Genomic DNA, 25,897 nt, shown 5'->3' on the forward strand with positions numbered 1-25,897 from the left:
AAGGTCAGTAACCTGACCTTTTTTATTTATTATTTTTCTCTTAGGCATTTTGGTTCTTCAGGTTGATACGAAGCCCAATAACATGCCGAAGATGCTACAGAAGTCGCAGCAAGTGTTGTTGCTACTGCAATTAAAGTGAATAAGTGTTTCTTTAAAAATTTCATAATATTTACCACCTTTTTTTAATTATATGATTTAAAAAGTAATCTACCTTACCTACTAATAAGTGCCCTGGAGACGTAATAGTAAAAGTTTGCCATAATATGCCTGAATGTAAACATAAAACATAAAACACAAGTTTTTTTTCTCCACTACTTATATATAACAAGATAAGAAATACTGTTATACCCAAATAAACACTTAAAAGCATTATAGATCCTTTCTTCATCCGATTTCTTTTTTCTTGTTTTACTATAGGTTTTGAGGCGCTGTCCACTGGAGCTAATTTATAAATTATATAATAGGACCATATAAAAATTACAACTCCTATTATTATAACTAATTTCAAATTAACCACCAAATTTGTCAATAGTGATATTATTACTGCTTGTCCTACAGACACGATTGTTCCTATAAATGTACAAATCCCTGGTGAACTTGCGTGTACCCCTCCAGAATATTTTCTAAGAATCGCAGCTGTAAAAGATATTATCAAAGCTTCAATCGCTACATGAAACAAAAATCCAAATATAAAAACAAGAATTATAGAAATAAGCATCTGTATTAAAGCAAACATTCCATAGGCAATTACTTCTTTATTATTCTCATCAAGAGATAATTCTAAGGCTACTTTATTAGCAATGCTATCAGCTAATTTTTCCATTTATTACTCTCCATAAGTTCTTTTCTTTTAATCAAATAGTAGTAATACGCACCTACTATTACTACGAAAATTACCAATGATGGAATACCATATAATGTTTTTAATGATGGATCGTTTAACACAGACCTCACATTTGCTTTAAATACATACTGAATCATAAAAACATTAATTCCTTCACAAATAAATTCAAGAATCATTGCCATAATACTTGCTTTTATAGAATTAATTATACTTATTTTATTTATATTAATAGTTAATACCATAATTACTATAATATTAAGAATAGTATGTACCCCATATTGAATTGGTAATAACCTTATTAAATAAACTGCAAAAACATATATTATACTTGATATTATATATTTTTTTATATTAATAACAGTTTTAGAAAATGCATAAACTGCAAATACAATTAAAAACCCCTCTGGCAGAACTCTTAAGAATACATCTAATAACGTCAATCTCAACATCTTTTGTTTCTCTCCTAACACCCCTGTGTATATTTTTGTATATATTGTTAATTATATCATTAATATTACAAAATAGTATATATTTATTAGTGTAATTTAACTAATTTTACATACTATTCAATCAAGGTTTCATTCTTTATTATTTGTGTTTTGTTAATGACTTTTATAGTATTAAATAGAATGATAAAAACAAAAACTCTTATACATATGTCGCCAATGCTCATAATGCAATAACCTACATCAATTATATCTGTTAAAAACTTCAGTTTAGTAACTCCACTTCCTAAAATGTGTATATCCTTAACTTTCATAAAAGAATCTGATTTTACATAACCAGTTAAGTATGATAATGTTGGAAATACTGGCATTTTTCCATTATTAGCAGCTATAACAATCTTATTTAAGATACTTCCAATAATAATAAATATTGACCCTATAATTGCACTAATATTAAGCTTATATTTGATAATCAAAATTATAAAAGTTAAAAGATAAAGATAATGAAAAATACTAGTATACTTTATAAATTCATAATTATTATTAAATATCATAACCTCTAAAATTACATACAATAGTACAAATGTTAATACAGGGTATATCGCCCAGGTCTTAAAAAGTGGTTTTATTTTATAACCTTTTATCTTTGCAAAAACAAGTGCTAAAAGCATTGGTTCAATCATATATATTCCTCACATTCAGAATTTTTACATTTAATTTAATTTATCTCTATTATACTAATATTTATCATGTATTTCTACCTTTTCACAAAAAAAATTGTGTTTTTTATTATTTTAAATATCGTAATGCTATTTCCTTGTATAATTTAATAGAATCAATATATTTACTTGTTTTTACGTATTCATTTGGCTTATGAGCTTGCGTTTCTTCTTAAAACTCGGAACAAATATGGATGCATCTGTACAATAAGTTACACCTTTGGCTTTATATCGACTTCCAAACAATTCTGCTGCTGTAGTATATTCGATAATAAGTATAAGCGCTCTTAATTATTAAAAACACGTTATTAAATTAATAATTCATCAATATGTGAAAGCTTTGCCTTCCAATCTATTTCCTCTAATGGATTATTAGCAAAATCAGCATCACTAAGTCCAACAAGATTAATTAAAGGAGATAGGTCTTTAATTTTATTGTTGTTGAAAAAAACAAATGTAAGTTTAGATAATTTAACAAGGGTAGAAATGTCTTCAATTTCATTCATATTCATATCAATCTCTTCAAGATTTACTAAATTTCTAATATCAGAAATATCCTTGACATTATTTCCTTCAAAATTTATATACACCAAATTATTTAAATTACTAATAACTGAAATATCTGAAATCTTATTATTGCCCATGCCAAGTGATTCTAAATTTAATAGATTACGTAATGGATATATATTACTAATTCGATTTTCCTCTGCCTCAACTTCTATTAAAGTAGTTAGACTACTTAATGGTTCTAGGTCAAAGATATTATTGATACCAATATTTAACACCTTAAGTTTTTTCAAATCTTTTGCAGGACCTAAATTATCTATTTTATTATTACATAAAGTAAGACTTTCTAAGTTAGGAAAATACTTTAAGAAAGAAATATCACTAATCTCCATATGTATTAAAGTTAATTCTGTAGCTTTTAACATACTCTTAACACTAATTCCTCCAAAAAGTCCTGTGCCAAGCTGCTTACAAATTTCCTTATATACCTTTTTATTAGGTATTCCATCTCCATCATTTTTAATTCTTTCTCCAAACATAACGTATCTCCTCTCACATAGTTTTAATTAATTATACTCTATAACAATGCTCCCTCATACTTTGTTTCATCATCTTAACTACTAACCTATTAACTAAATAACTAAATAACTATAAAAATATATTTATAACTTATATTGACAATTTAATATTACAGATGTAATATATATTTATAGTACATATTACAGCTGTAATATATAAATTTTAATATAAAGGGTGATGAAGAAATGGCTGACGCCTCTAAAATATCAAATTCAGAATGGGAAGTAATGAAATGCATTTGGGGAAATCCTACCTGCACTGCAAATGAGATTGTTGATGCTTTAAGTAAAAGGACTGATTGGAAGGCAAATACTATTAGAACTTTAATAAATCGTTTAGTCAAAAAAGAAGTTTTAGGTTACAACATAGATAAAAAAGATAAAAAAACATATTATTATTTTCCTTTGTTATCAGAAAATGAGTGTATAAAAGCTGAGAGTGAATCCTTTATAAACCGCGTCTTTAATGGCTCATTAAATGGTATGATTGCAAACTTTTTGAATGAATCAAAATTGTCTGATGAGGAAATTAAAGAACTTAAAAATATTCTTGATAAGAAGAAAGGTTAAATAGGTGTATTTATGTTGTTACTTATATCTATTTTTAAATGGGTATTATATTCAACTGCTTTAGCAAGTATTTTAAGTTTAATAATTCTTCTTTTTAAATTATTACTTAAAAATAAATTAGGCGTTAGGTGGCACTATGCTATTTGGCTTATTATAGTAATTAGATTATTAATTCCCTACGGATTACAAAGTTCCTTAAGTCTTTTTAATCTTATTGAATTTGACAGTAAGCAAGTTACCCAAGTAACTTATACTCAAAATCTAAAGGTCAACAAAATTGTAAATACTAATAAAACTAATGCAGATGTAACACAAGGTGTTATAAACTCTATTTTACCAAGTAATACATATAATGCTGACCAAAGTCCTCTATATTTACAGTTGTTAAGTAGCATATGGTTACTTGTAGTTATTATAATTGGTGTTTATACAATTGTAATGACGATGAAATTAAATGCTAAGTTTAAAAATGGTCATGTGTGTGATAATGAGGAAGTTATGCTGCTATTGTTACAGTGCAAGAATAAACTAAATATAAAATCTATTATTAAAGTTATAAATACTACTGAAATTAAAACCCCCTGCATTTATGGGTTTATAAAACCTAAATTGCTACTACCAATTGGAATTGAGGACTATGTAGATAAAACTGAATTAGAATTTATAATCTTACATGAACTAGCTCATGTAAAACGCCAAGATATAATAGTTAGTTGTATAACAGGAGTACTTCAAATAATACATTGGTTTAATCCAATTATATGGTATTCGTTTTATAGAATGTCTAATGATAAAGAACTCGCTTGTGATGCCTTAGCTTTATCTCATGTTAAATGTGAAAACTATATAAACTACGGTAAAACTATTATAAAATTGCTAGAAAACTATAAGAAAACGCCTCAAGTTTATGGTATGTCCTACATTATTAACGATAAATCTCAAATTAAAAGGAGAATTACTATGATCTCTTTATTTAAGAAAAATTCTTATAAGTGGTCAATCATTCCTATCGTAACATTAACCTTATTGGGAGGTATAATGCTAACTAATGCTAAAAATAAACCAGTGCTTGCAGGCAATAAGAATAGTCAGAGCATAAACTCTAACAAGACTTTGAGTGAGCAAGATAAAAAAAGCTCCATTACACAATATGATATTAAAGGTAAACATTTTAACGGTACAATGTTAATAATACCAAAGGATAAAAAAATTGTTGTTGGGCTCAACAAAGATATTTCAAAAGTAACAAAAACCACAAGTCAAATAGCAAAAGAAAGTAATGCAATAGTTGCTATCAATGCAGGAGGATTTACACAAGACGTTTCTGGCAAAACAATGTCCCCCTCCGGACTTATAATGCATGATGGAAAGGTTATTTTTAATGATATAGCAGACAATAATATTAAAGGAGATATAGTTGCTTTTACAAATAAAGGCACCCTTCTAGTTGGTAAATATTCCTTAAATGAGCTAAATAAGCTTAATACAACAGAAGCCGTTAGTTTTGGACCTGCACTTATAGTTAATGGTAACCCTACAATAACCAAAGGAGATGGTTGTTGGGGAATTGCTCCAAGAACAGTTATAGGTCAGAAAAAAGATGGTTCAGTAATTTTATTAACTATTGATGGTAGAAGTGTTAAATCTTTAGGCGCTACATTACTCGATGTACAAAATATACTTTTACAGCATGGCGCTGTATATGCATCAAATCTTGATGGAGGAAGTTCATCAACCATGTATTATAACGGTAAAGTAATTAATAATCCATGTGATATTTCCGGAGAAAGAAAAGTAGTATCCACTTTTATGGTATTACCTTAATAAAATCACCTGTAGTTATTATTTAAATAACTACAGGTGATTTTATATATTACTAAGCTAATGACTTACAGTTAATATCTAAATATCATGTCATACCATTTTGCACTAAGGCTATAGTATAAACTCTTTAGCTTTCCACTACGTCCTCAATAAACTCAGCGTTCTCCAATTCCTCAAAAGCATCTTCTAAAGATATACTGTCTAAAATCCTACCAGTAAGAATTACACCTTTTTTTAAATCTTCGTCCCATTGAAAATCGGTCATTACGCTATCAATTCCCAAATCTTCAGCCATATCCTTTGCACTAATATCTTGACCTTTATAATTTTCTAGACCATCTTCGCTAATTGTAATTTCATAGATTTTATTTTTCTTTGACATTCATATTCCTCCCTAAACCATAATATAATATTTTAAAAATACTACATCTAATGTTCTACAAAGGACTGAATAATATCCCTCTGTTTTTTTAGGGTATAAACGTTTAGATTATATTAAATTTTATATCCTGGTAAAAGTTGGCTTTAGCCGTTTCATAATAAGGATTAATCCATAAAAATCCTATACCAAAAGTTAATATTCCTAATATAAACCACCCTATATAACTACACCATAAACTAAACAGTTTAAATTTGAAGCCAACCATCATGTGTTTGCTTCGTTCTAATGATTCCGAGGCACTTAGTTCAGGATTATCCATCATAATATAGTATGACATTGAATATCCTAATAAAGCAATAATTCCTGGAATGATAAGAAGTAACATCCATAAAAATGTGAAAAGTCCAATAAGAAAATTTAGAACAAATGATTTCACAAAAAATTTAAAACCACTAAACATATTTTCAATAACTGGCCCCTCATTCCGTATAAGCTTAAGAAAATAAGCTGATACACCAAGAGTTATTGGTCCAGACAAAACAAAACTTACCAAATTACCAAAGCCATTGTATGAGTACGTCATTGGAACTCTAACCAATTCTTCATTCTGCCAAACATTTCGAAAGGAATGTACAAAATTCCCCCCTGAAAATGACATTGTAACTAACCAAGCAATAAAACACACGATCCCAGCTTGAAGCCATTTACCATTTAACTGTTCCCTTGCCCTACGTTTCAAATCGCTACTTTGTTGTGGCATGTTTTCACCCTCCCCTTTATAATTTAACTAATCGCTCTTAACCTACGCTCCTATTTATAGTATTCAAATATTTCGTTAAATAACCCTAAAAATTTAATTTTACTATCTTATCACATTTTTTAGCAAAACACTCTGCTTACATGCTTCAATATCATTCTACAATTACCCTTTAAATTTCCTAGGAAATATCAAAAACCACTACTCCCATAAGTAGTGGTTTTGTAAATAATATTTTTCTAATCTTTAAAAGAAAGAGTCCGTATCTTTCTATCCGTACCAATAAAAGTATTTTTAAAAATGACTTCCGCTCTATCTTTATACTCTTCTTGGCTCAGCATTGAAGGACTAAAATGTGTTAATAAAAGTTCTTGTACTTCTCCACCTACAGCAAGCTTGGCTGCCTCACTAAAGGTCATATGTTTATTCCGTATAGCTTTTTCAATATCATTTTCATCACCATAAGTACCTTCACATACAAACAAGTCGCTTCCATTAATAAATGTTTTTATTTTAGAAATTGGTCTTGTATCTGTTATAAAACTAATCTTTATTCCTACTCTTTCAGCTCCAAAAACCAACTTTGGCAAGTATGTTTTCCCGTGGTCCATTATAACTTCATTTTTCTGGAGTCTATTCCAAAATTCTTTTGGTATTTCATTTTCAATTGCACTTTTAACATCAAATTTTGGTTTTCTATTAAAATAGAGGCTGTAACCTAAACAATTAGTTGAATGCTCAAGCTCCAGTGTTGAAATTATCAAGTCATTAAATTCTCCTAATGTAGCTTGTGTAGCATTTAATGGAGCTTTTATCTTCACAGGTTCTTGTGGATTTTCTAAGATATTAATTTCATAAGGAAGATAAGGGGCTATAACCATTAACCCTTTCACAATAGCCGTAATACCTATAGGCCCAATTATAGTAATTGGAAGCGTTCTGCCACTGTTACCAATTGTTAAAAGCAACCCTGGAAGTCCAAGAATGTGATCTGCATGTCCATGAGTTAAACAAATCACATCTATTGACTTAAATCCCCACCCAAGTATTTTCATAGATACCTGAGTGCCTTCTCCACAGTCCATTAATATTTTTCTTCCTTTATAACTTATTAGAAGTGAAGATAAATATCTTTCTGGAATTGGCATCCCTCCTCCACATCCTAGAAGTGCTAAATCAACCAATTAAATCACCTCCTCTATTTTTTTTGTTTATAAAATATTATCTATATTTTTTTAACAAATTCAGATTTTAATTCCATAGCTCCAAAACCATCAATTTTACAATCAATATTATGATCTCCATCAACCAAACGAATGTTTTTTACTTTTGTACCTTTTTTTAAGGATGTTGGACTTCCCTTTACTTTAAGATCTTTAATTAGTGTTACAGAATCACCATTGTTTAATACATTTCCATTTGCATCTTTGATATTTTTTTTCTCTTCACTATTTTCAGTTTCTGATCCTAAAGTCCACTCATTTGCACATTCCGGGCAAACAAAAAGACTTCTATCCTCGTATGTGTATTCTGAATTACATTTTGGGCAATTTGGCAAATCAGCCATAATTTCATTTCCTCCATTCGTTATTGTTTCTAGCATATAATTCCTTCTAGATTTCATTGTTAAATCATCACCTGCGGTGCTGCAACAGCTTCGCAGAAGATACGTTAGTTTCTCATTCGTTTATATATTATCATAGTCTTCTACTATCTACAAACCATCATGCAAATATAATCGAGTAGGAGCTAAATAATTAATTTATTTAGCGACCTCTCACACCACCGTGCATACCGTTCGGTACACGGCGGTTCAATAAGAATTACCTAATCATAAATTTTTCAGTTAATGTTATAAACCCTTGTTTTTTAAGGTATTTATTAGTTAGAGTTCTTGTTAAAACTGGGCTATGGGATATTCTCCAATAGCCTTTTCTTGTATTCGCATACTCCCAAGCCTTGTATTCATTGATACCAAGCCTTTTGAGATTATCATGTTTTGTTTTAATTCTCTTCCATTGTTTCCAATAACATAACCGAATCCTTCGTCTTAACCACTCATCTAAGGTTTTAAGTGTACTTTTCATATCTGCTAATTTAAAATAGTTTACCCATCCAACTATAACTTGTCTTAGTTTAATAGCACGAAGTTCCATACTCATAGCATTACTTCTTCCTGTTATTTCTTTGAGCTTACTTTTCAGTTTCTTAAAAGAATTTTGATGTACTCTTATTCCCATCTCACCTTTTTTTGGATAAAATGTAAATCCTAAATACTTCAACTTCCACGGTCTATCGACCTTGCTCTTGTCTTTATTGACTTTGAGTTTCAAATCCTCTTCTATAAATCTTGTTATACTTGCCATTACACGGTATGCTGATTTCTTTGATTTTAAATAAATATTACAATCGTCAGCATAACGACAAAAGTATAATCCACGCTTTTCTAATTCTTTATCCAGCTCATTTAACATGACGTTACTGAGTAATGGTGAAAGATTGCCACCTTGCGGTACGCCTTTTTGTGAGTTATTAAAAACGCCTCTTTCCATTACTCCTGCTTGAAGATATTTTCTTATAAGGGCTATTACCCTAACATCCTTTACTTCTTTATAAACCAATCCTATTAATTTATCATGATTTACAGTATCGAAGTATTTCTCCAAATCAATATCTACTGCCCATCTGTAACCTTTATCCATGTATTTTTTGCATTTTCGAATTGCTTGGTGTGCACTTCTATTTGGTCTAAATCCATAACTATTATCTGAAAATTTCTCTTCAAATATTGGATTTAGAACTTGAGCGATAGCTTGTTGTATTACTCGGTCTACAGCTGTTGGTATTCCTAGTGGTCGTTTCTTTCCATCAGGCTTAGGTATTTCTACTCGCCTTACTGGATTAGGTTTATAACTACCTTCCAATAATGATTGCCGAAGGCTGGCGCCATTTTCTTTCAAGTATTGTAGAAGTTCATCTACTTTCATACCATCAACTCCATGGCTACCTTTATTGGCTCTAACTTTCTTAAATGCTTGATTTAAGTTGTTTCTGTCAATAATCCTTTCAAACAGTCCATTGGTGTATTTATTTTCGGCGTTCTGTTGCTTTTCTATCGTCAATGAAATGCTAGGCGCTCCTACACACTCTTCGAGTTCCACTCTATCCTTTTGTAGGTAACCTTCATTATGAAGTTGTCTGCTATTATCACATTTCTTTGTGTTTTTCAAAGTTTCAAAACCTCCTATCGTTCAGTCCTTCACCTAAGGCTCATTAACCTTCTGCTACTATGACCTCTGCTGACTTCTTAGATTTCAACTTTACATCACTGCAAAGGTTGTTATTTCAAAATTCATTTCTGTAACATTTATCTAAGACCTCCCCAGGTAAGAACGCAATCTTTCACTCCATCTATCTGCTACATTTACATCACTTGTTTTGAATAGTTTTGGGCTTCGTTTTGTGTAGCAAACTTACCCACAAGTATATGCCTTATATGTAGTTTCTGTTCGTCAGACCAGAGTTTTGCCGCCGACTTCCTTCAGATTCCACGTCACCATGGACACCCTTGTCTTAAGCTATGCATTTGGCACTATTAACCCATGCTAGGGACTTCCACCCTTTAGATTGCGCCCATGCTGGGCGCACTATAAAAAACACAGTAGATAAAAAATATATATCTACTGTGTTTTAAAATTTAAATGTTTTTAATTAATTAGTTTTTGTTTCTAGTCCCTTCATTCGCAGCTTGGACGCTAGCGTTTCCATTAACCTTATATCCATTGTTAGCATTTTTACTATCTAAGCTATTAGCAACAAGACTTTGGTCCTTTTGTTTTATGCTCATATTTTTACTAAGACTATTATCACTATTAGGTATAATATTTTGGTTATTTTCAGCTATGGTTTTATTTTGGCTCATAAAAAACATCTCCTTTAATAATTATTCTATATTATGATGCCATTAACTTAATATACTTATACTAAAAGAGAAATTTGCTTATTTAACTAATTTTTTTATTTTTTAGATTTAATAAATTTGTCTGCTTGCTCCTGAACTGCTTTCATTACCTTATCTAATCCTGCAGCTTTTAATTTTTGACTGTAAATTTCAGCTCCCTTAACTGGATCTGCTATTATTCCAAGATGAAGAGGAAGACCGTATTGAGTAACTACAGTGTTTATTGCTGCCATTTCATTTTTCACAAGACTATCATCAAATGTAAATGTTTCTAAAGGATTGTGGATAGTATCTTCTTTTTGCCATTTAGCAATAGTTTCTGGTACTATCTTTGGTCTAGCAACATCTGTACGAGTTATAGATGTATGCCATCCCCATGGGCAAACGTTTCCTGCTGGGAAATTAGCTGTGGCACCTAAAGTTTTGAATTCTTTATTACCGACAGCATCCCAATGAGTACCTTTTACTCCGTTAAATGTTATGTCATTTAAATCTTTATCATATCTTAAAAGGTCTAATGCCATCAATGCTCTCTCAGAATTTTTTGAATTTGCATTTATAGCCATACCATTATTAGTGTAAGGATTAGCAAATTTTTTGCTTCCTGGTAATATATCTGCTATTTCTACTTTCCACTCAGGATGAGCTGCATTCATTGTTTTAAGGTCATTCGCAACTGATCCAATATTCCAAACCATTGATGCTGACTTTCCAGCTTTAAATCCATCATCTCTTGTTTCTTTACTAGAAATAGAACTCTTAGACCAATACCCACTGTCTGCATATTTTTTCATTTTTACAGCGTAGTCTTTGTATTCTGGTGTATCAATTATAGAAAATATTTTTCCAGTAGTATCATTCATTTTATATCCTAAAATAGGATCAGAACCATAGGTTCCCATTACTCCAGTAAAACCATTTGCCTGAAGCTCTAAAGGAAATTGAAGATTTTGTCCTCCGCCATTAATTATAGGAACTATATCTTTTTCATTTTTTGCTATAGTCTCATAATATTTTTCAAGGCCTGCCTGACTTGTAATTGCGGGTATATGATATTTTTCTCTTAAATCCCCTCTAATACCTACAACTGAATATGCATACTCATCTTGGTCGTTAGGAATCATATATATTTTTTTATTAACCTTAGCTTGTTCCCATGCAAGTTTAGGTTCATTTTTAACGCTTTGAGGCGCATATTTTTGGAGTAGTTCAGGGGTTAACTCAAGAAATCCATTTCTAGTAGCCATTTGGTTATAATAACACCATCCTGTTGCTGTGAAAATCAAATCAAAATCTTCCCCTGAAGAGAATAGCAATGGATATTTTGTAGCTTGGTCTCCCCACGATATGAAATTAACATCAATGGTTGCGTTAATTTTTTGCGTAAGTATTGCATTCATTTTACCATAAACAGCATCAGCATCTTTTGGCTTATCTCCTAGAATATACATTTTTAGTTTTACCGCATCTTTTGTATCAACAGTTGCTTTAGTCGAAGTTGTATTTTTGCTTGTTGAACAACCCGAAAGTGATGACATAATGATACCAGCTACTAAAAATGTAACCCCGAACTTTTTCATAAATTTATTCATAACTAATTTTCCCCCTCATAATATAATATATATTTAATTAACGGGTACTACCCCTTAACTGCACCTATTGTAAGTCCTTGTACAAAATATTTTTGCACAAATGGATACAAGAATATTATCGGCCCTGTAACTATAACTGTAAGTGCCATCTTTAAAGACTCACTTGGCAAATCCATTTTAACATTAACACTTCCTCCTGAAGTTGCTAATATGTTTTTGTAAGCATCAATATTATTAACTATTTTATAAAGAAAATATTGAAGACTATACATTTTATCATTTTGAATAAATAACATTGCATTATACCAATCATTCCAATATCTTAAAGCAATAAACAAACCCACAGTAGCAAGAGCTGGTTTAGATAATGGTAGTATTAGTTTAATAAATATAGTAAAATCCCCAGCGCCATCAATTTTTGCAGACTCAGATATGGCATCCGGTATGCTACTCATATAACTCTTCATTATCAATATATTAAAAACACTTAAAAGTAATGGAAGTATAAGTGCTAAATAATTATCCTTCATACCTAAATATCTAACCATTAATATATACCATGGTACAAGTCCACCGGTAAATAAAGTGGTAAAATAAAAGTAGAAAGAAAATTTATTTCTCCATTCGAAATCCTTCCTAGTCAGTACATATGCTGTCATCGCAGTTACAAGTAGCCCAACAAATGTTCCAACAATTGTTATAAATATAGTAACACCATATGCTTTAAGTACTACCATAGGTTCCTTAAAAGCAAGTGCATAGGCCGAAGTTGTAAACTCCTTTGGTATTAAACTAAACCCATGTTTTAAAATATATGACTCAGATGTAAATGAGCCCGAAATTACAATTATTAATGGAATTATACAAAACAATGTCATAATTATTATAACAAGATAAGCTATTATATTAAATGCTGCTCTATCCTTTGATAATTTCTTCATATTCCTACCCCTCCATTCTAAAATAATGCATTATCCTCATCATGTTTTTTAACTGCAGTATTTACTACCATTATTGTTATGAAACAAAATACTGACTGATAAAGGCCTGCAGCCGCTGCCATACCAACTTCGTTAGTTTGAAGTAGTGCCCTAACTGTAAATGTATCAATAACATCAGTGGCATTGAAAAGCGTACCATTATTTCCAATGATTTGATAGAACATATCAAAGTTTCCTCTAAATATAGTACCAACCGCAAGTAGTGTAAGTATTGTTATTGTTGGAACAAGCGACGGAAGTGTAATATATCTAATACGCTCAAATATATTTGCTCCATCTATTTCTGCTGCTTCATAAATTTCTGTATCAATGCCCATTATCGCTGCTAGATAAAGCACAGTACCATATCCAAGCCCTTGCCATGCGCAAAATATAATTATAATGACAATCCATGCAAGTGGTTTTGAATACATATCTATTGCTGCAATATGAAAGAATTTAAGTATAGAATTAAATGTTCCATGCTCAAAACTAAATATGTTATAAGATATAACCCCCACTATAACCCAAGATATAAAATATGGTAGAAACATAAGTGATTGAGTTATCTTTTTAAAATATTTGTTTTTTATCTCTGATAAAAATATAGCCATTGCAATTTGAAGTACTGTATTAACAAATATAAATGCCAAATTATATAAAACTGTATTACGAGTTACTATAAAAGCTTGCCCCGACATAAAGAAGAACTTAAAATTATCAAGACCAACCCATGGACTTCCAAATATTCCTCCCTTAAAGTTGTAACTCTTAAATGCAACAACTATTCCCGCAATCGGAAGATAGCTAAATATAAAGAAAAAAAGTACCGCCGGTAGAAGCATTAATAATAAGGTTTTATTTTTTTTTACCTTATGTAAAAAGCTTGTATTTTCCATTATAATCATCATCCTTTCAATTTATAAACGTTTTCATTACTATGACATGAGTATATCATCTTCAAGTTTAGAATTTATTAGCAATTTTTTACGATATTAGTAAAATCATATTTATATGGAGTGATTTGATTATAACTTCAATTAACTATATAATTACTATGTAAACGTTAATTTAAAAATTTTGTTAGTAGGGGGGGTATGATGATTAAGGTACTAATAGTTGATGATGAAATTTTCACAAGAGAAGGAATAATCGCTGAAATTCCTTGGGCTAACCTAGGTCCTATTGAAATAGAGCAAGCCTATGATGGTATAAATGCTCTTGAGGTCGCAGAAAAGTTTGAGCCTGATATTTTATTAACTGATGTAAAAATGCCTAGAATGAATGGAATAGAATTATCTTTTGAACTTAGAAAAACCTACCCTACCTGTGAGATTATATTTTTGAGTGGCTATTCGGATAAGCAGTATCTAAAATCAGCTATTGAGCTTAAAGCCGTTAGTTACGTCGAAAAACCTATAGATATTGAAGAACTTCAATCCGCAATTAAAAATGCAATAACACTTAAACTAAAAGAAACAGAAAATACTTTGAATATTAAAAATAATATTGCACTTAAACTTATTGAAAAAAATGCTGATTTTTATAATTTAGGTAAATATATAGATGTAATTCCTGAAAGTAAACTTACAGGGACTAGTTTCATTACCATTTTGATTAATATTTTAAATAAAAACAAAATTATAGAGGAGGCTGTTCTCCTTGAGCTAAAAAGAATAGTAGTTAAATCTAATTTCAATTGTATTCTATGTTATAAAGAAGACGATCTTATACTTATGCACTTATACTTTCATACTGACATAAACTCTTTATCTGTTAATACAGTATTAGAAAATATATATAACCTAATATCTGAATATCTAAAGAGTTTCACAACTTTTTTTATCTGCCAAGGTAAAAAAGTTATAGGTCTTACAAATATACCGATTTCCTACAGCTTTGCTGTGGACGCATTGAGCAAAGCTTTTTTTTATGATTATAACTCTGTAATTTATTATGATAAAATTAGCCTCCTTGTTTACAACTTAGATGAAAATCTTATTGAAAATTTCACGAAAAATCTATTAAATGAAGATAAGCAAAATAGCATTCTTCTAATTAACAGGCTTACTTCTGAAATAAAAGGGAGTGCTTCCACTCCAATAAATTATACAAAAGATGTTTATTATAGACTTTTACATCAATTATTAAAGTTTTCATATGACAGAAACTTAATCATAAATCAAAATGATTTGGATAATAAAAGTCCTTTTGAATATCTTGCGAATTCTTACACCCTTATGGATATCAAAAGTTATATGATAGAAAAAATACATACTATTTTTGACGCTGTTGAAGAAAAAAATTCGAATATAAACCCAGTTTCATCTATTCTAAAATATATACATGATAATTACTCAGACGTAGATTTGTCCCTGCAAAATATTAGTAATAAAACTTATCTATCAACTGCATACATGTGCTCCATATTTAAAGAAGAAACTGGGACAACTATAAACAGTTATATTACCAAGTACAGAATTAATAAAGCAAAAGATCTTTTAAAAGACCCTCACATGAAAATTATTGATATAACAACTAAAGTAGGTTATGGTGATGGAAATTATTTTTCAAAAATATTCAAAAAAGAAACGGGTTTAACGCCCTCTGAATATAAGAAGAAATTTTTGTGATGAGAAGGATAAAATTTTCAAATCTAAAACTTATGCAAAAATTCCTGTTATCTTATTTCATGCTAATAATAATTCCATTAATTCTTTTATCTTCTATAACATACAAAACGGTTTCTACTATTTTAGAGACCTATATTACCTCTGCAACAAAACAAGCTTTTGAGCAAACATATTCTTTTTTATCATATAAATTATATAGAATTAATGATGTTTCAGATATAATTTCTAATGATAATAATATTACAACAATTGATAGTAATTTAATTACTATCCTTGGTAAGTCCCCTAATACATATCCTATAAATGAACAAATTAAAGATATGTTTTTTCTGCGTAAATATCTTAGTTCTTATGAGAACAATATTGATGTAAGTAATTTAAAACTCTATGTAAATAACGATTTTCTTTATTCCACTGAAGACTATAATATGTTTAGCCTTAATAAGGCCAAGAATTCTAAATGGCTTACTATATTTAAGGAAAATAACACAAGAAATCTCTGGTGTCCTAGTTCCTATCTTGAGGATAAACCTACTAGCTCTCCTAAAGAACTTTCCCTTGTATCTGCTATAAAAAATCCAAATGACTTTTCCAAGGATATTGGGTTTCTTCGTGTAGATTTTAAAAAATCAATGGTCGACGATATTATAAAAAAGACAAATTCAATAGATGGTAGCTTTACATATATACAAAATTCCAAAGGAGTAATTGTATCCTCTACAGATGACTCTTTAATTGCTAAATATAATCTTAACAATACTTTAACCACCAGCCTTTCATCAAATACACAAAATTTTCAAAAGCTTACTATAAATAATAATAAATGCCTTTTGAAAAGCTCATTAATTAATAATACAGATTGGTATATGACTACAATTATACCTTATGATAGTATTCTTGTTAAAATTAAATTTATAAGAAATACCTTGATTTTGTTATTAAGTATACTTGGAACAATAGCTTTTACTCTTGCATACTACTTTTCAAATTCAATAACTAGAAGAATTACAAAACTTAATAAGTCTATGAGACAGGTCCACACGGGAAGCCTTGAAACTTATATTAAAGATTCAAGTTCTGATGAAATCGGTGAGCTCATAGATAATTATAATTTTATGATTACTAAGATGGTAATACTTATTGATGAACAGTATAAATCTGGCAAGGAAGTTAAAAATGCAGAATTAAAAGCTCTTCAGGCACAGATAAATCCACACTTTCTGTATAATACTTTGGATATGATAAATTGGATGGCTTTCAAGGATATGAATAAAGAAATCAGTAGCGCTGTTAAGAGCCTCGCAGGTTTTTATAAGATAAGTTTAAATAAAGGTAAATCTAAAGTCTCGATTAAAGATGAATTAACACATGCCTCCCTTTATGTTGATATTCAAAACATGAGGTACTCAGATAGAATAAAGCTCATAATAGATTTACCCGAGGAGCTTTATTGTTATAGTATTTTAAAAATAACACTACAACCCATTTTAGAAAATTCTATTTCACATGGCATTCTTGGCCGTGGTAATGTATGCGGGGAGATACTAATTAGTGGTAAATTAGAAAATAATGATATAACTCTATATGTGAAAGATGACGGTATCGGCATCCCTGATGATAAAATAGATAAAATCTTAACAGATGATATAAGTAGCAAAACTGGAAGTGGTTATGGTCTTAAGAATATTGATAAACGGTTAAAGCTCTCTTATGGTGAAGGTTACGGCTTAACTTTTAAAAGCCAGTACGGACATGGCACTACAGTAGAAATTAAAATTCCAGCTACCGTGCATGAAGATGGTTTCGTATTATAATTCATAAAAAATAAAACACAGGATTCAAGCGAGTCCTGTGTTTTGTTTCTTATTTTATATCAAAGATTTTCTCTTCATAATTTTAAAACCATATGGCGTTAAGTTGATTTCTCCTTCTATTTTATTTCCAGAAAGTATATCTTCATATAAATTTTCATCTAAAGAAACTTTTTCATCGCAATTATTAAAGTTCATTAAAAATATAAAATCATTATCACCATCAGTTCGTAATTGCGCTGTAACTCCCTGTGGTAACTTTGTCTTAACTGTTTGTTTAATCCCAAGTCTCCTTATTAAATCGCCATAGAATAACTCATTGAAATCATCTTTATTTCTCGATGCAATGTAGTAAGCTGAGCCGTCTCCATATTTATTAACTGTAAGAGCAGGTCTCCCAGCAAAGAAATCTGATTTATAAGTGGCTAGTACCTGTGCACCTTCCACATGTATCAAATCAATTAACTCTACAGTTTCATATTCACCTTTTAGCCCTAACTTATTGTTATTATCAAATACTATATTATTTACTTCACCATCATAAAGACTCTCTATCTCTTCTGACCATATTCCGAGTACCTTTCTAAGAGGTCCTGGGAAACCACCAAGAAAACATAGATCATTTTCATTTACTATGCCAGACCAATAGGTTGCTACAAACGTTCCACCATTTTTTACAAATGCTTCGATTCTTTCTCCTACACCCGGTTTTACCATATAAAGCATAGGTGCTACAAGCAATTTGTAACTAGAAAAATCACATTCCATATCAATTATATCAACCGGCACGCCACTTTCCCAAAATGGTTTATACTGCGCGTATACAGTGTCTTCATACTTGATTCCACAATTTCTTGGACCTTGCGAATCATTTATAGCCCACCTATTTTCCCAATCAAATATTATAGCAACTTCTGGTTGTACACTAGTGCCTAAAATTTCATCTAACTTTTCAAGAACCGCACCCACCTGCGTAACATCTTTAAATACTCTAGTATTTTCATGACCACAATGATCAACTACTGCTCCATGAAATTTTTCACTTGATCCTCTGCTTTTTCTCCATTGAAAATACTGCACTGTATCTGATCCATGAGCAACAGCCTGAAGAGACGAAAGTAGATGCATCCCAGGCTTTTTAAGCTTGCTAGTAGCCTGCCAATTTGTAGCACTTGGAGTGCTCTCCATTAACATAAATGGTTTACCACCCATTAAGCTTCTAAATATATCATGATTCATAGAAATCCTTGAAGCTAAAGAAGATTCATCTGCATTTTCATGCCACTTTGGATAATTATCCCACGAAACTATGTCAAGTACCTCTGTAAACTTCCAATAATTTAATCCATCAAATAGTTCCATAAGATTTGCTACAACTGGCAACTTAGAATTTATTTCTTTTAAAGGTTTTATTTCTTGTTTGCAAAAATCAACTGTTTGATCTGTAACGAATCTCTTCCAATCTAGGCTTAATCCATGTACACCTGCTTCCCCATGAGGAGCTGGTGACTCTATTTGAGACCAATTCGTGTAAGTATGACTCCAAAAGGTAGTCCACCAAGCATCATTCAAATTATCTAAAGACGTATATTTATTTTTAAGCCAAGTTCTAAAAGCCTCCTGACATAAATCACAATGACATTCCCCGCCATATTCATTAGAAATATGCCAAGCGATTATTCCAGGATGATTTGAATATCTCTCTGCCAATTTTCTATTTATTATTTGTATCTTTTCCCTATAAACTGGAGATGTAAAACAGTGATTATGTCTTTGACCATAAAGATTTCTAACACGGTTTGCTCCTACTCTTAGAACCTGCGTATACTTAGCTGCCATCCATGCAGGCCGTGCTCCTGTTGGAGTAGCTAAAATTGTATAGATACCGTTTTCATAGAGTTTATCTAAAACATAATCAAGCCACTTAAAATTAAATACTCCTTCCTCGGGCTCTATTGTAACCCATGAAAATATACCTATAGACATTACATTACACTTTGCAAGTTTCATAAGTCTTATATCTTCTTCAAAAATTCCAGGATATTTAAGCCATTGTTCTGGGTTATAGTCTGCTCCGTGATAAAAGTGCTTTAACTTCTCATTTATTAGCGGAAATTTTTTTATCATTTTTTCACCTCATAATTTTTTTTAAACGCTTACAATTTAGTAGTATTAGTAATATTATCTAATATAGTACCATTATTTTAATGTAAAAAGTATAGTAAAATATTTTGAACCTAGTAAATTATTCTTTGCTTAAAAAAACATTACTATATAAATAATTAAAGTGAATAAAATTTGATAAATTGTCAATAATTTAAATACACCAACCTATTATTGAATTGGTAAATAAGCAAAAAATAAAAATACTGCACTAGGATCCCCCTAAGTGCAGTATTTTTATTTAATTCTATTTAAATTAATCTAAACCACCTATAAGTGCGAAACAATATCTGTTACAATAATTATATATGTAATAAATCGCAAGGATGGTGATATTGTGAAGAAAATTGACTTTAATAAAAATGTATTGGATTTCTTATTTGTAAGCATAGGTTGTTTATTGATTGCATTTTCAATTACTTCTATACTAAGACCAAATGGATTAATAACTGGTGGCATAACTGGGATATCAATAATACTAGAAAAATTAATTCATATTAAATATACCTATATCAATTATATGTTATCTATTTCAGTTTTAACCTTTGCTTGGATATCTATGGGGAAAAGAGAAGGTATAAAAATAATCACTCTCTCCATAATATTTCCTATTATACTAATAATTTTTGAAAGATTTAATTATAGCTTTATAAAAAATGATATGATGCTAGCTTCAGTTTATTTTGGACTTATTTGTGGAATTGGCTCTGGTCTTGTGCTAAAAAGAGGTTTTTCAATGGGAGGAACTGATACTGTTGCAAAAATTCTTCATCATAAGATTTTTACCTTTGTAAGCATAAGCGAGATTCTACTTTGTATTGATGGAACACTGATTGCATCATCAGTTATAGTATATAATTCAAATATCGCACTTTATGCTATTATTTCACAAATTATAATGGTGAATATGATTGACGCTGTAATGTTTGGATTTGGTTCAAAGAAGGTAAAACTTGAAATAATAAGCGATCATCATCAAGCTATAACTCAATATATAATCCACACTATTAAAAGAGGAGTTACCAGTTATGAAGTAAAAGGCGGTTATAAAAATTTACCACGCTTAAAACTTCTAACACTCTGTTCTCCAAGAGAATCTATGTTAATTAAGAGGTATATAGCAGAAACTGACCCAGATGCCTTTGTAGATGTTTTACCTGTTATCTCAGTATGGGGCAAGGGAATAGGATTTGATCGTTTATCTGGAGAATAGAATAAATATTAGAAAACATGATCCCTTAGGGAGGTAATAAGAAATTACCTCCCTATTGCCACTTCCACTAGGACACAAATCACTCCTTCTAATTTATCTGCGCAAAACATTTTTCAACCGTCTATTTACAGAGTCCGAATCATAGTCCTTATACCTTTGACCCTGCGCCCACTTTTTCGTGTTTTCATATTCAGCATGATTAGGATTTGCCATTGTTTTTAAAAATTCCTTATATCCAGTAATACCTCCAACATCTTCTGGCGGAGTATTACCAACACCCATTACACAGGTTGGATAATTTTTATCATAATCCGCATTAACACCTTGTATAGTAATTTCATGCTCCCAGTTATCCCCGTAGTCATAACAATAAACTATTCGATATTTCTGATTAGTGTATTCTGAAATATCAACCTGTGAATCTAAAAGTATTTTACATTCCTGCGATTCTTCATAAACTTCTTCAAATTCACTAATAACATTTAAGACATATTTACCTGAATCATCAATAATATTGAATTCATACAGATGGTAGTCTTTCCAATCAAAAGCGACTTGGAGTATTTCATGAAGTTCCTTAAATGTAGTATTTATAGGAGTTATAATTCTTCTCCATGCTATTTTAGGATATAATTTAAGCTTAACTATTAAATCTACTGCCTCACATCTAACAATTTCTTCACCAGCAAATATTTTAAGATCCTTGCTTAGGAGTTCATACGGATAGTGATAATCAGATTCCTTACTAATTTTCACAATGTCTTTATTCATTATTCTAGTTGCCGAAGTTTGAAAAAGTTCACTTAATTCTAAACTATCTCCAAATTCTTTTATAAGTTCACAACCTTTATTAAGTCTCGCCACATATTTCGAACCTCTTGTCTTCGAATAAATAAATCCTCCCGCACTTTTTAGATACTTCTCTACGATTTCTTCTTTAATTTTTTCATCTCTCAAACAATTTCTAATTCCCATGATGAGTAATTCATTTAAATTTTTTAATTGTTTTGCTTTTAACCCATAAAGAACAAATCCAAATCTATTGCTATCATTTACCATAACAATTGTCTTTCTTCGATTTACAGTAATCAAATGTACACTCCAGCAAAAGAAATCTTCCTCTTCAGTTTCATTTTGAAGCACTATTCCCATCTCATCTTGTAGTTTCTTTGTACAACATATTTGCATTTTATCCCCCTTTAACCCTGACTTCGTAATCCACTCATATTAATTTATAGAATTATTTTATTATAACATTTTATTGTCATAATTGACCTAAATAACTATGATTTTCTTGTGTAATCGTTAAAATTTGACTTTAATAAAAAATAAAACATAGGATTAACGATATTGTCGTTAATCCTATGTTTTATTTGTCTTTTATATCTACATTTTTCTCTGCATAACTTAAAAATCATAAGTGATGCAAAGTCATTTGTTGTTTATTTAACAGTCAGATAAAAGCAACTTATCCGGAGTTACAAGTATTTTTACATGTTTCTTCTTTTCCGGTCCAGTTAAAGCTGCGAACCCCTCTTCTACTATATCATCAAGAGCTATCTTTTTAGTTATATATCCTTCAGCTTTAATTCTACCATCACTCATTAATGCAATTGTTGATGGAAATTCATGCCTATATGCTAATGTTCCTACTATTTTCTTTTCAGTGAATACCAAAACATTTGGATTAAAGCTTACATCCCCTTCCCAAATGCTTGTTATAACCATAGTTCCTTCGTATTTTAAACTATCAATACCTATATCAAAACCTATTTTTGCACCAGTAGTTTCAAACGCTGCATCTACACCTACTCCTCCTGTAAGTTTTTTAACTTCCTTAGCTATATCAACTTCATTTGGATCAAGAACAACATTTGCACCTGCTCTTTTTGCATATTCTTGTCTTATTGATTTTCTTTGTAATACTATTATAAGTCTTGCTCCTGCAGCCTTTAAACATTCTATTGTTGCAAGACCTATTGGGCCTGAACCAAGTACAATCGCAGTATCTCCTGTATTAAAATTAGCCATTCTAATAGAATGAAGAGCAACTGCTATTGGCTCTATCAATGCTGCTTGTTCATAGGACATATTGTCAGGTATTTTATGAACATATTCTTCTGGGAATACAGTATATTCAGCAAGTCCACCGCCACTTCCACAAAGTCCATGAAATCCTAATGATGAGCAAAGATTATATTTTCCTTCTTTACATGCTGGGCATTTACCACAAGCTACAATAGGTTCCACTGTAACTCTATCTCCAACCTTAATATTAGTTACGTTTTCTCCAATTTCTACAACGTCACCTGAAAATTCATGACCTAAAACAACTGGTGCAACATTACCACTTATAGGATGAGGTTCTCCAACTGGTATAAAAATTGGCCCCCCTAGGTACTCGTGTAAATCTGATCCACATATTCCACACCATTTTACTTTAATTTTAATATTTCCTTTAGTAACCTTTGGTTCTTCTATTTCTTCAACTCTAACATCTCTTACTCCATACCATAATGCTGCTTTCATAATAAAAATCCCTCCTAAATGATATACTTATATGTTTTATTGTTAATTTTCTCACATACTTATATAGCAATTATCATTCCAAGATAATAATTTCATCATAATATTATAAAAAAAAATGCTGTATAATAGCTACCGCTTTAAAAATCAATTATTTTTTGTCATTTCACAAAATAAAAAGGCTGATAAAAATTATTGAAAATAGCCTCAATGTCAAAAAGACACACTAATCAGTGTGTCTTTTTGACATTTTACATGTTTTAACTCTCTTTTTGATACACTTTATAGTTGTTTATATTTAATTTAAAAGTTAAATATACAATATTTTTTTAAACATTGTTAATATTATATTTTTTAATTTTTCTATATATAGTAGATCTACTTATTTTCAACATTTTAGCCGCTTTTACTAGGTTCCCATCACAAAATTTAAGAGCCTTTATTATACTCTCTTTCTCTAAAATATCTATAGGTATAATATCTATATCTTTAATTTCTTTATCTTTAGTTTTTTCTATGCATTTATTTATTTCTACTATATCTGAAGACTCTATTCCAATTATATTATCTTCGCTTGAATAATAATCTCTTTCTATAACATTCCTAAGTTCTCTCACATTACCCGGCCATTCATATTCCATAAGATTTGTGATATAATTTTTATTCATGACTTTGATTTTATCATTATTTTTCATATTTAGCATGTCTATGAAATATTTTGCAAGTACTCCTATGTCCTCTTTTCTTTCTACAAGTGGAATAGTTTTTATATTCATTACATTTAACCTATAATAAAGATCCGCTCTAAAAGTTTTCTTTTTTACCTCTTCCTTTAACCTCTTATTAGTTGCACATATAATTCTAACATTTAACTCCTTCTCATAGGTTCCACCAACTCTAACAATTTTATTGTTATCGAGTACCCTTAATAGTTTAGATTGAATATCTAAAGGAAGTTCTCCTACTTCATCTAAAAAAATAGTTCCTCCATCTGCAAGTTCAAATTTTCCAGGGTGTCCCTCTTTAATTGCTCCTGTAAATGCGCCTCTATCATACCCAAAAAGTTCACTTTCTACCAATTCTCTTGGAATAGATGCGCAATTTATAGCTACAAAAGGACCCCGCTGCCTTTTACTATAATTATGTATTGATTGAGCCACTAGCTCTTTACCTGTACCACTTGAACCTTCAATTAGTATATTACAATCACTTTTTGCAGCTTTCTTTGCAAATTCTATTAAACTTTTCATTTTTTCATTATCACTTATAATATCATCAAATTTATAGGTTGCTTTATATCCCACTACTTTGTTAACCAACTTATGTACATATTGTGTTTCTCTAAAAGTTATAACGCTGCCCATAAATTTATGATTAACTTTCATAGCAACTGCATTTATTATACATTTTATTCTCTTATTTCTTATATGAAAATCACATTCTATATTATTATAAGCTTGCCTAGAACTCGATATCATATGATCAAAATTTAAATCTTTTAGTGTTTCTTTTATATTCATTTTAAATATCTCATTTTGTGTTATACCTAAAATATTTTCAGCCCTATCATTTATCCTTTTGATATTAAAATTCTCATCAATTACAATCATACCCTCAACTATTGAATCAAAAGTTATGTTTAATAAATCATAAGAAATAATAAGTGCTAGCTGCTTTTTTATGGACTCCGCTGCGGCTGTAACAATTCCCAATGTATGTAAATGTGCATCACGACAAATACCTGACATATTTATACACCCTATTATATTTCCCTCTTCATCATGAATAGGCGCTGAAGAACATGTCCAAGAATGTTGATTTATGCCATAATGTTCAGCCCCTATTGTCTGTATGGGTTTATTTAAGTGGATAGCTGTTCCTATAGCATTGGTGCCCACTGCCCTTTCCGTCCACAGAGCTCCTTTTACAAAATTCAACTCATTTGCCTTTTGTATAATATTACTTTCTCCAATAATATCAAGTATATATCCATCTCTATCTGATAAGAACAAAGCAAATCCAGAACCCGCTATAATATTATGTATATCCTCCATTATAGGACGGGCTACGGAAACAAGTTCCGCATTTTCTTTGATTTTAGATTCTACAGATACCGCATAAACATCATTACCACGACCATCCATAAAATCTACACCATACCCTTTGCATCTTTTCCAGGAGTCTGCTATTTCTAATCTTACATCATTATTCATATCCCCTTGCTTCACAAATTCTTCCCACGCCTTAGAAATAAACCGCATATACTCTGACATATTCTTCATTCCCCCCTCCCTTTTGTGCCACCAACGTGGCAAGTGGCATTTTATTATATTATACTATGAGAAAGCAATTTGCTTCTACATCTAATAAAACAAATTATAAAAATCCCCC

At 30.4% G+C, this 25,897-nt stretch carries 23 protein-coding genes; 5 read left to right on the top strand and 18 right to left on the bottom strand.

Annotation, left to right across the window (positions count from 1 at the left end; all coding sequences use genetic code 11):
* Positions 1-29 precede the first annotated feature (29 nt).
* The 5 genes from KPL54_RS05420 to KPL54_RS05440 all read right to left on the bottom strand — a co-directional run bounded on the left by KPL54_RS05420 (position 30) and on the right by KPL54_RS05440 (position 3,055).
* A complete protein-coding gene (locus KPL54_RS05420) occupies positions 30-164 on the bottom strand; it encodes a cyclic lactone autoinducer peptide (protein WP_216105579.1) in 135 nt (44 codons plus the stop codon).
* A gap of 5 nt (positions 165-169) precedes the next feature.
* Positions 170-823, bottom strand: a complete 654-nt coding sequence (locus KPL54_RS05425; protein WP_216105581.1) for an accessory gene regulator ArgB-like protein — start codon at positions 821-823, stop codon at positions 170-172.
* On the bottom strand, positions 811-1,293 hold the full coding sequence (locus KPL54_RS05430; protein ID WP_216105583.1) for a hypothetical protein: 483 nt from the start codon (positions 1,291-1,293) through the stop codon (positions 811-813). Before KPL54_RS05430 ends, KPL54_RS05425 begins: the two co-directional genes overlap by 13 nt.
* 113 nt (positions 1,294-1,406) lie before the next feature.
* Positions 1,407-1,973, bottom strand: coding sequence for a DUF5317 family protein (locus KPL54_RS05435; RefSeq protein ID WP_216105585.1), 567 nt, complete (start codon positions 1,971-1,973; stop codon positions 1,407-1,409).
* A 344-nt stretch (positions 1,974-2,317) separates the two neighbouring features.
* A complete protein-coding gene (locus KPL54_RS05440) occupies positions 2,318-3,055 on the bottom strand; it encodes a leucine-rich repeat domain-containing protein (protein WP_216105587.1) in 738 nt (245 codons plus the stop codon).
* A 225-nt stretch (positions 3,056-3,280) separates the two neighbouring features.
* Here KPL54_RS05440 and KPL54_RS05445 point away from each other — a divergent pair, with 225 nt between their 5' ends.
* Both KPL54_RS05445 and KPL54_RS05450 read left to right on the top strand, forming a co-directional pair.
* Positions 3,281-3,664 (top strand): BlaI/MecI/CopY family transcriptional regulator, encoded by a 384-nt coding sequence (locus KPL54_RS05445; RefSeq protein WP_071611643.1) that lies wholly within the window; start codon positions 3,281-3,283, stop codon positions 3,662-3,664.
* A gap of 12 nt (positions 3,665-3,676) precedes the next feature.
* Positions 3,677-5,488, top strand: a complete 1,812-nt coding sequence (locus KPL54_RS05450; protein WP_216105589.1) for a M56 family metallopeptidase — start codon at positions 3,677-3,679, stop codon at positions 5,486-5,488.
* A gap of 127 nt (positions 5,489-5,615) precedes the next feature.
* Here KPL54_RS05450 and KPL54_RS05455 read toward each other — a convergent pair whose 3' ends face one another.
* From KPL54_RS05455 to KPL54_RS05495, 9 genes are all read right to left on the bottom strand, one after another.
* Entirely contained in the window at positions 5,616-5,870 is a 255-nt protein-coding gene (locus KPL54_RS05455) for a hypothetical protein (protein ID WP_071611641.1), read from the bottom strand.
* Positions 5,871-5,973: 103 nt separating this feature from the next.
* Entirely contained in the window at positions 5,974-6,630 is a 657-nt protein-coding gene (locus KPL54_RS05460) for a DUF975 family protein (protein ID WP_216105591.1), read from the bottom strand.
* A gap of 236 nt (positions 6,631-6,866) precedes the next feature.
* Positions 6,867-7,811, bottom strand: coding sequence for a ribonuclease Z (locus tag KPL54_RS05465; RefSeq protein ID WP_216105593.1), 945 nt, complete (start codon positions 7,809-7,811; stop codon positions 6,867-6,869).
* Positions 7,812-7,852: 41 nt separating this feature from the next.
* Complete coding sequence (locus KPL54_RS05470) at positions 7,853-8,194, bottom strand: zinc ribbon domain-containing protein YjdM (protein WP_216105670.1); 342 nt, start codon at positions 8,192-8,194, stop codon at positions 7,853-7,855.
* A 256-nt stretch (positions 8,195-8,450) separates the two neighbouring features.
* Positions 8,451-9,857: a group II intron reverse transcriptase/maturase gene (gene ltrA / locus KPL54_RS05475; protein WP_216105595.1), complete on the bottom strand. Its 1,407-nt coding sequence runs from the start codon at positions 9,855-9,857 to the stop codon at positions 8,451-8,453.
* A gap of 485 nt (positions 9,858-10,342) precedes the next feature.
* Positions 10,343-10,549, bottom strand: a complete 207-nt coding sequence (locus KPL54_RS05480) for a hypothetical protein (protein ID WP_216105597.1) — start codon at positions 10,547-10,549, stop codon at positions 10,343-10,345.
* A gap of 95 nt (positions 10,550-10,644) precedes the next feature.
* Complete coding sequence (locus KPL54_RS05485; protein WP_216105599.1) at positions 10,645-12,180, bottom strand: ABC transporter substrate-binding protein; 1,536 nt, start codon at positions 12,178-12,180, stop codon at positions 10,645-10,647.
* 47 nt (positions 12,181-12,227) lie between these two features.
* Positions 12,228-13,121 (bottom strand): carbohydrate ABC transporter permease, encoded by an 894-nt coding sequence (locus KPL54_RS05490; RefSeq protein WP_216105601.1) that lies wholly within the window; start codon positions 13,119-13,121, stop codon positions 12,228-12,230.
* Between the two features lie 17 nt (positions 13,122-13,138).
* Entirely contained in the window at positions 13,139-14,059 is a 921-nt protein-coding gene (locus KPL54_RS05495) for an ABC transporter permease (protein ID WP_152750687.1), read from the bottom strand.
* Positions 14,060-14,260: 201 nt separating this feature from the next.
* Here KPL54_RS05495 and KPL54_RS05500 point away from each other — a divergent pair, with 201 nt between their 5' ends.
* Entirely contained in the window at positions 14,261-15,793 is a 1,533-nt protein-coding gene (locus tag KPL54_RS05500; protein ID WP_216105603.1) for a response regulator transcription factor, read from the top strand.
* Positions 15,793-17,607: a sensor histidine kinase gene (locus KPL54_RS05505; protein WP_216105611.1), complete on the top strand. Its 1,815-nt coding sequence runs from the start codon at positions 15,793-15,795 to the stop codon at positions 17,605-17,607. The genes KPL54_RS05500 and KPL54_RS05505 overlap by 1 nt, the downstream gene beginning before the upstream one ends.
* A 54-nt stretch (positions 17,608-17,661) precedes the next feature.
* Here the strand turns inward: KPL54_RS05505 and KPL54_RS05510 are convergent, their stop codons facing one another.
* The gene (locus KPL54_RS05510; protein ID WP_216105613.1) at positions 17,662-19,731 is read right to left on the bottom strand and encodes a beta-galactosidase; all 2,070 of its coding nucleotides are present in this window, start codon (positions 19,729-19,731) and stop codon (positions 17,662-17,664) included.
* A 373-nt stretch (positions 19,732-20,104) separates the two neighbouring features.
* Between KPL54_RS05510 and KPL54_RS05515 the strand changes: the two genes are divergently transcribed.
* On the top strand, positions 20,105-20,980 hold the full coding sequence (locus KPL54_RS05515; protein WP_216105615.1) for a YitT family protein: 876 nt from the start codon (positions 20,105-20,107) through the stop codon (positions 20,978-20,980).
* A gap of 93 nt (positions 20,981-21,073) precedes the next feature.
* Here KPL54_RS05515 and KPL54_RS05520 read toward each other — a convergent pair whose 3' ends face one another.
* The 3 genes from KPL54_RS05520 to KPL54_RS05530 all read right to left on the bottom strand — a co-directional run bounded on the left by KPL54_RS05520 (position 21,074) and on the right by KPL54_RS05530 (position 25,779).
* Positions 21,074-22,168 carry a plasmid pRiA4b ORF-3 family protein gene (locus tag KPL54_RS05520; RefSeq protein ID WP_216105617.1) on the bottom strand — a complete coding sequence of 365 codons (1,095 nt, stop codon included), beginning with the start codon at positions 22,166-22,168 and terminating at the stop codon, positions 21,074-21,076.
* 258 nt (positions 22,169-22,426) lie between these two features.
* Entirely contained in the window at positions 22,427-23,509 is a 1,083-nt protein-coding gene (locus tag KPL54_RS05525; protein WP_216105619.1) for a 2,3-butanediol dehydrogenase, read from the bottom strand.
* A 326-nt stretch (positions 23,510-23,835) separates the two neighbouring features.
* Positions 23,836-25,779, bottom strand: a complete 1,944-nt coding sequence (locus tag KPL54_RS05530; protein ID WP_216105671.1) for a sigma-54-dependent Fis family transcriptional regulator — start codon at positions 25,777-25,779, stop codon at positions 23,836-23,838.
* Between the last annotated feature and the right edge of the window lie 118 nt (positions 25,780-25,897).

The sequence above is a fragment of the Clostridium estertheticum genome (assembly GCF_018861295.1).
Taxonomy (GTDB): domain Bacteria; phylum Bacillota; class Clostridia; order Clostridiales; family Clostridiaceae; genus Clostridium_AD; species Clostridium_AD estertheticum_D.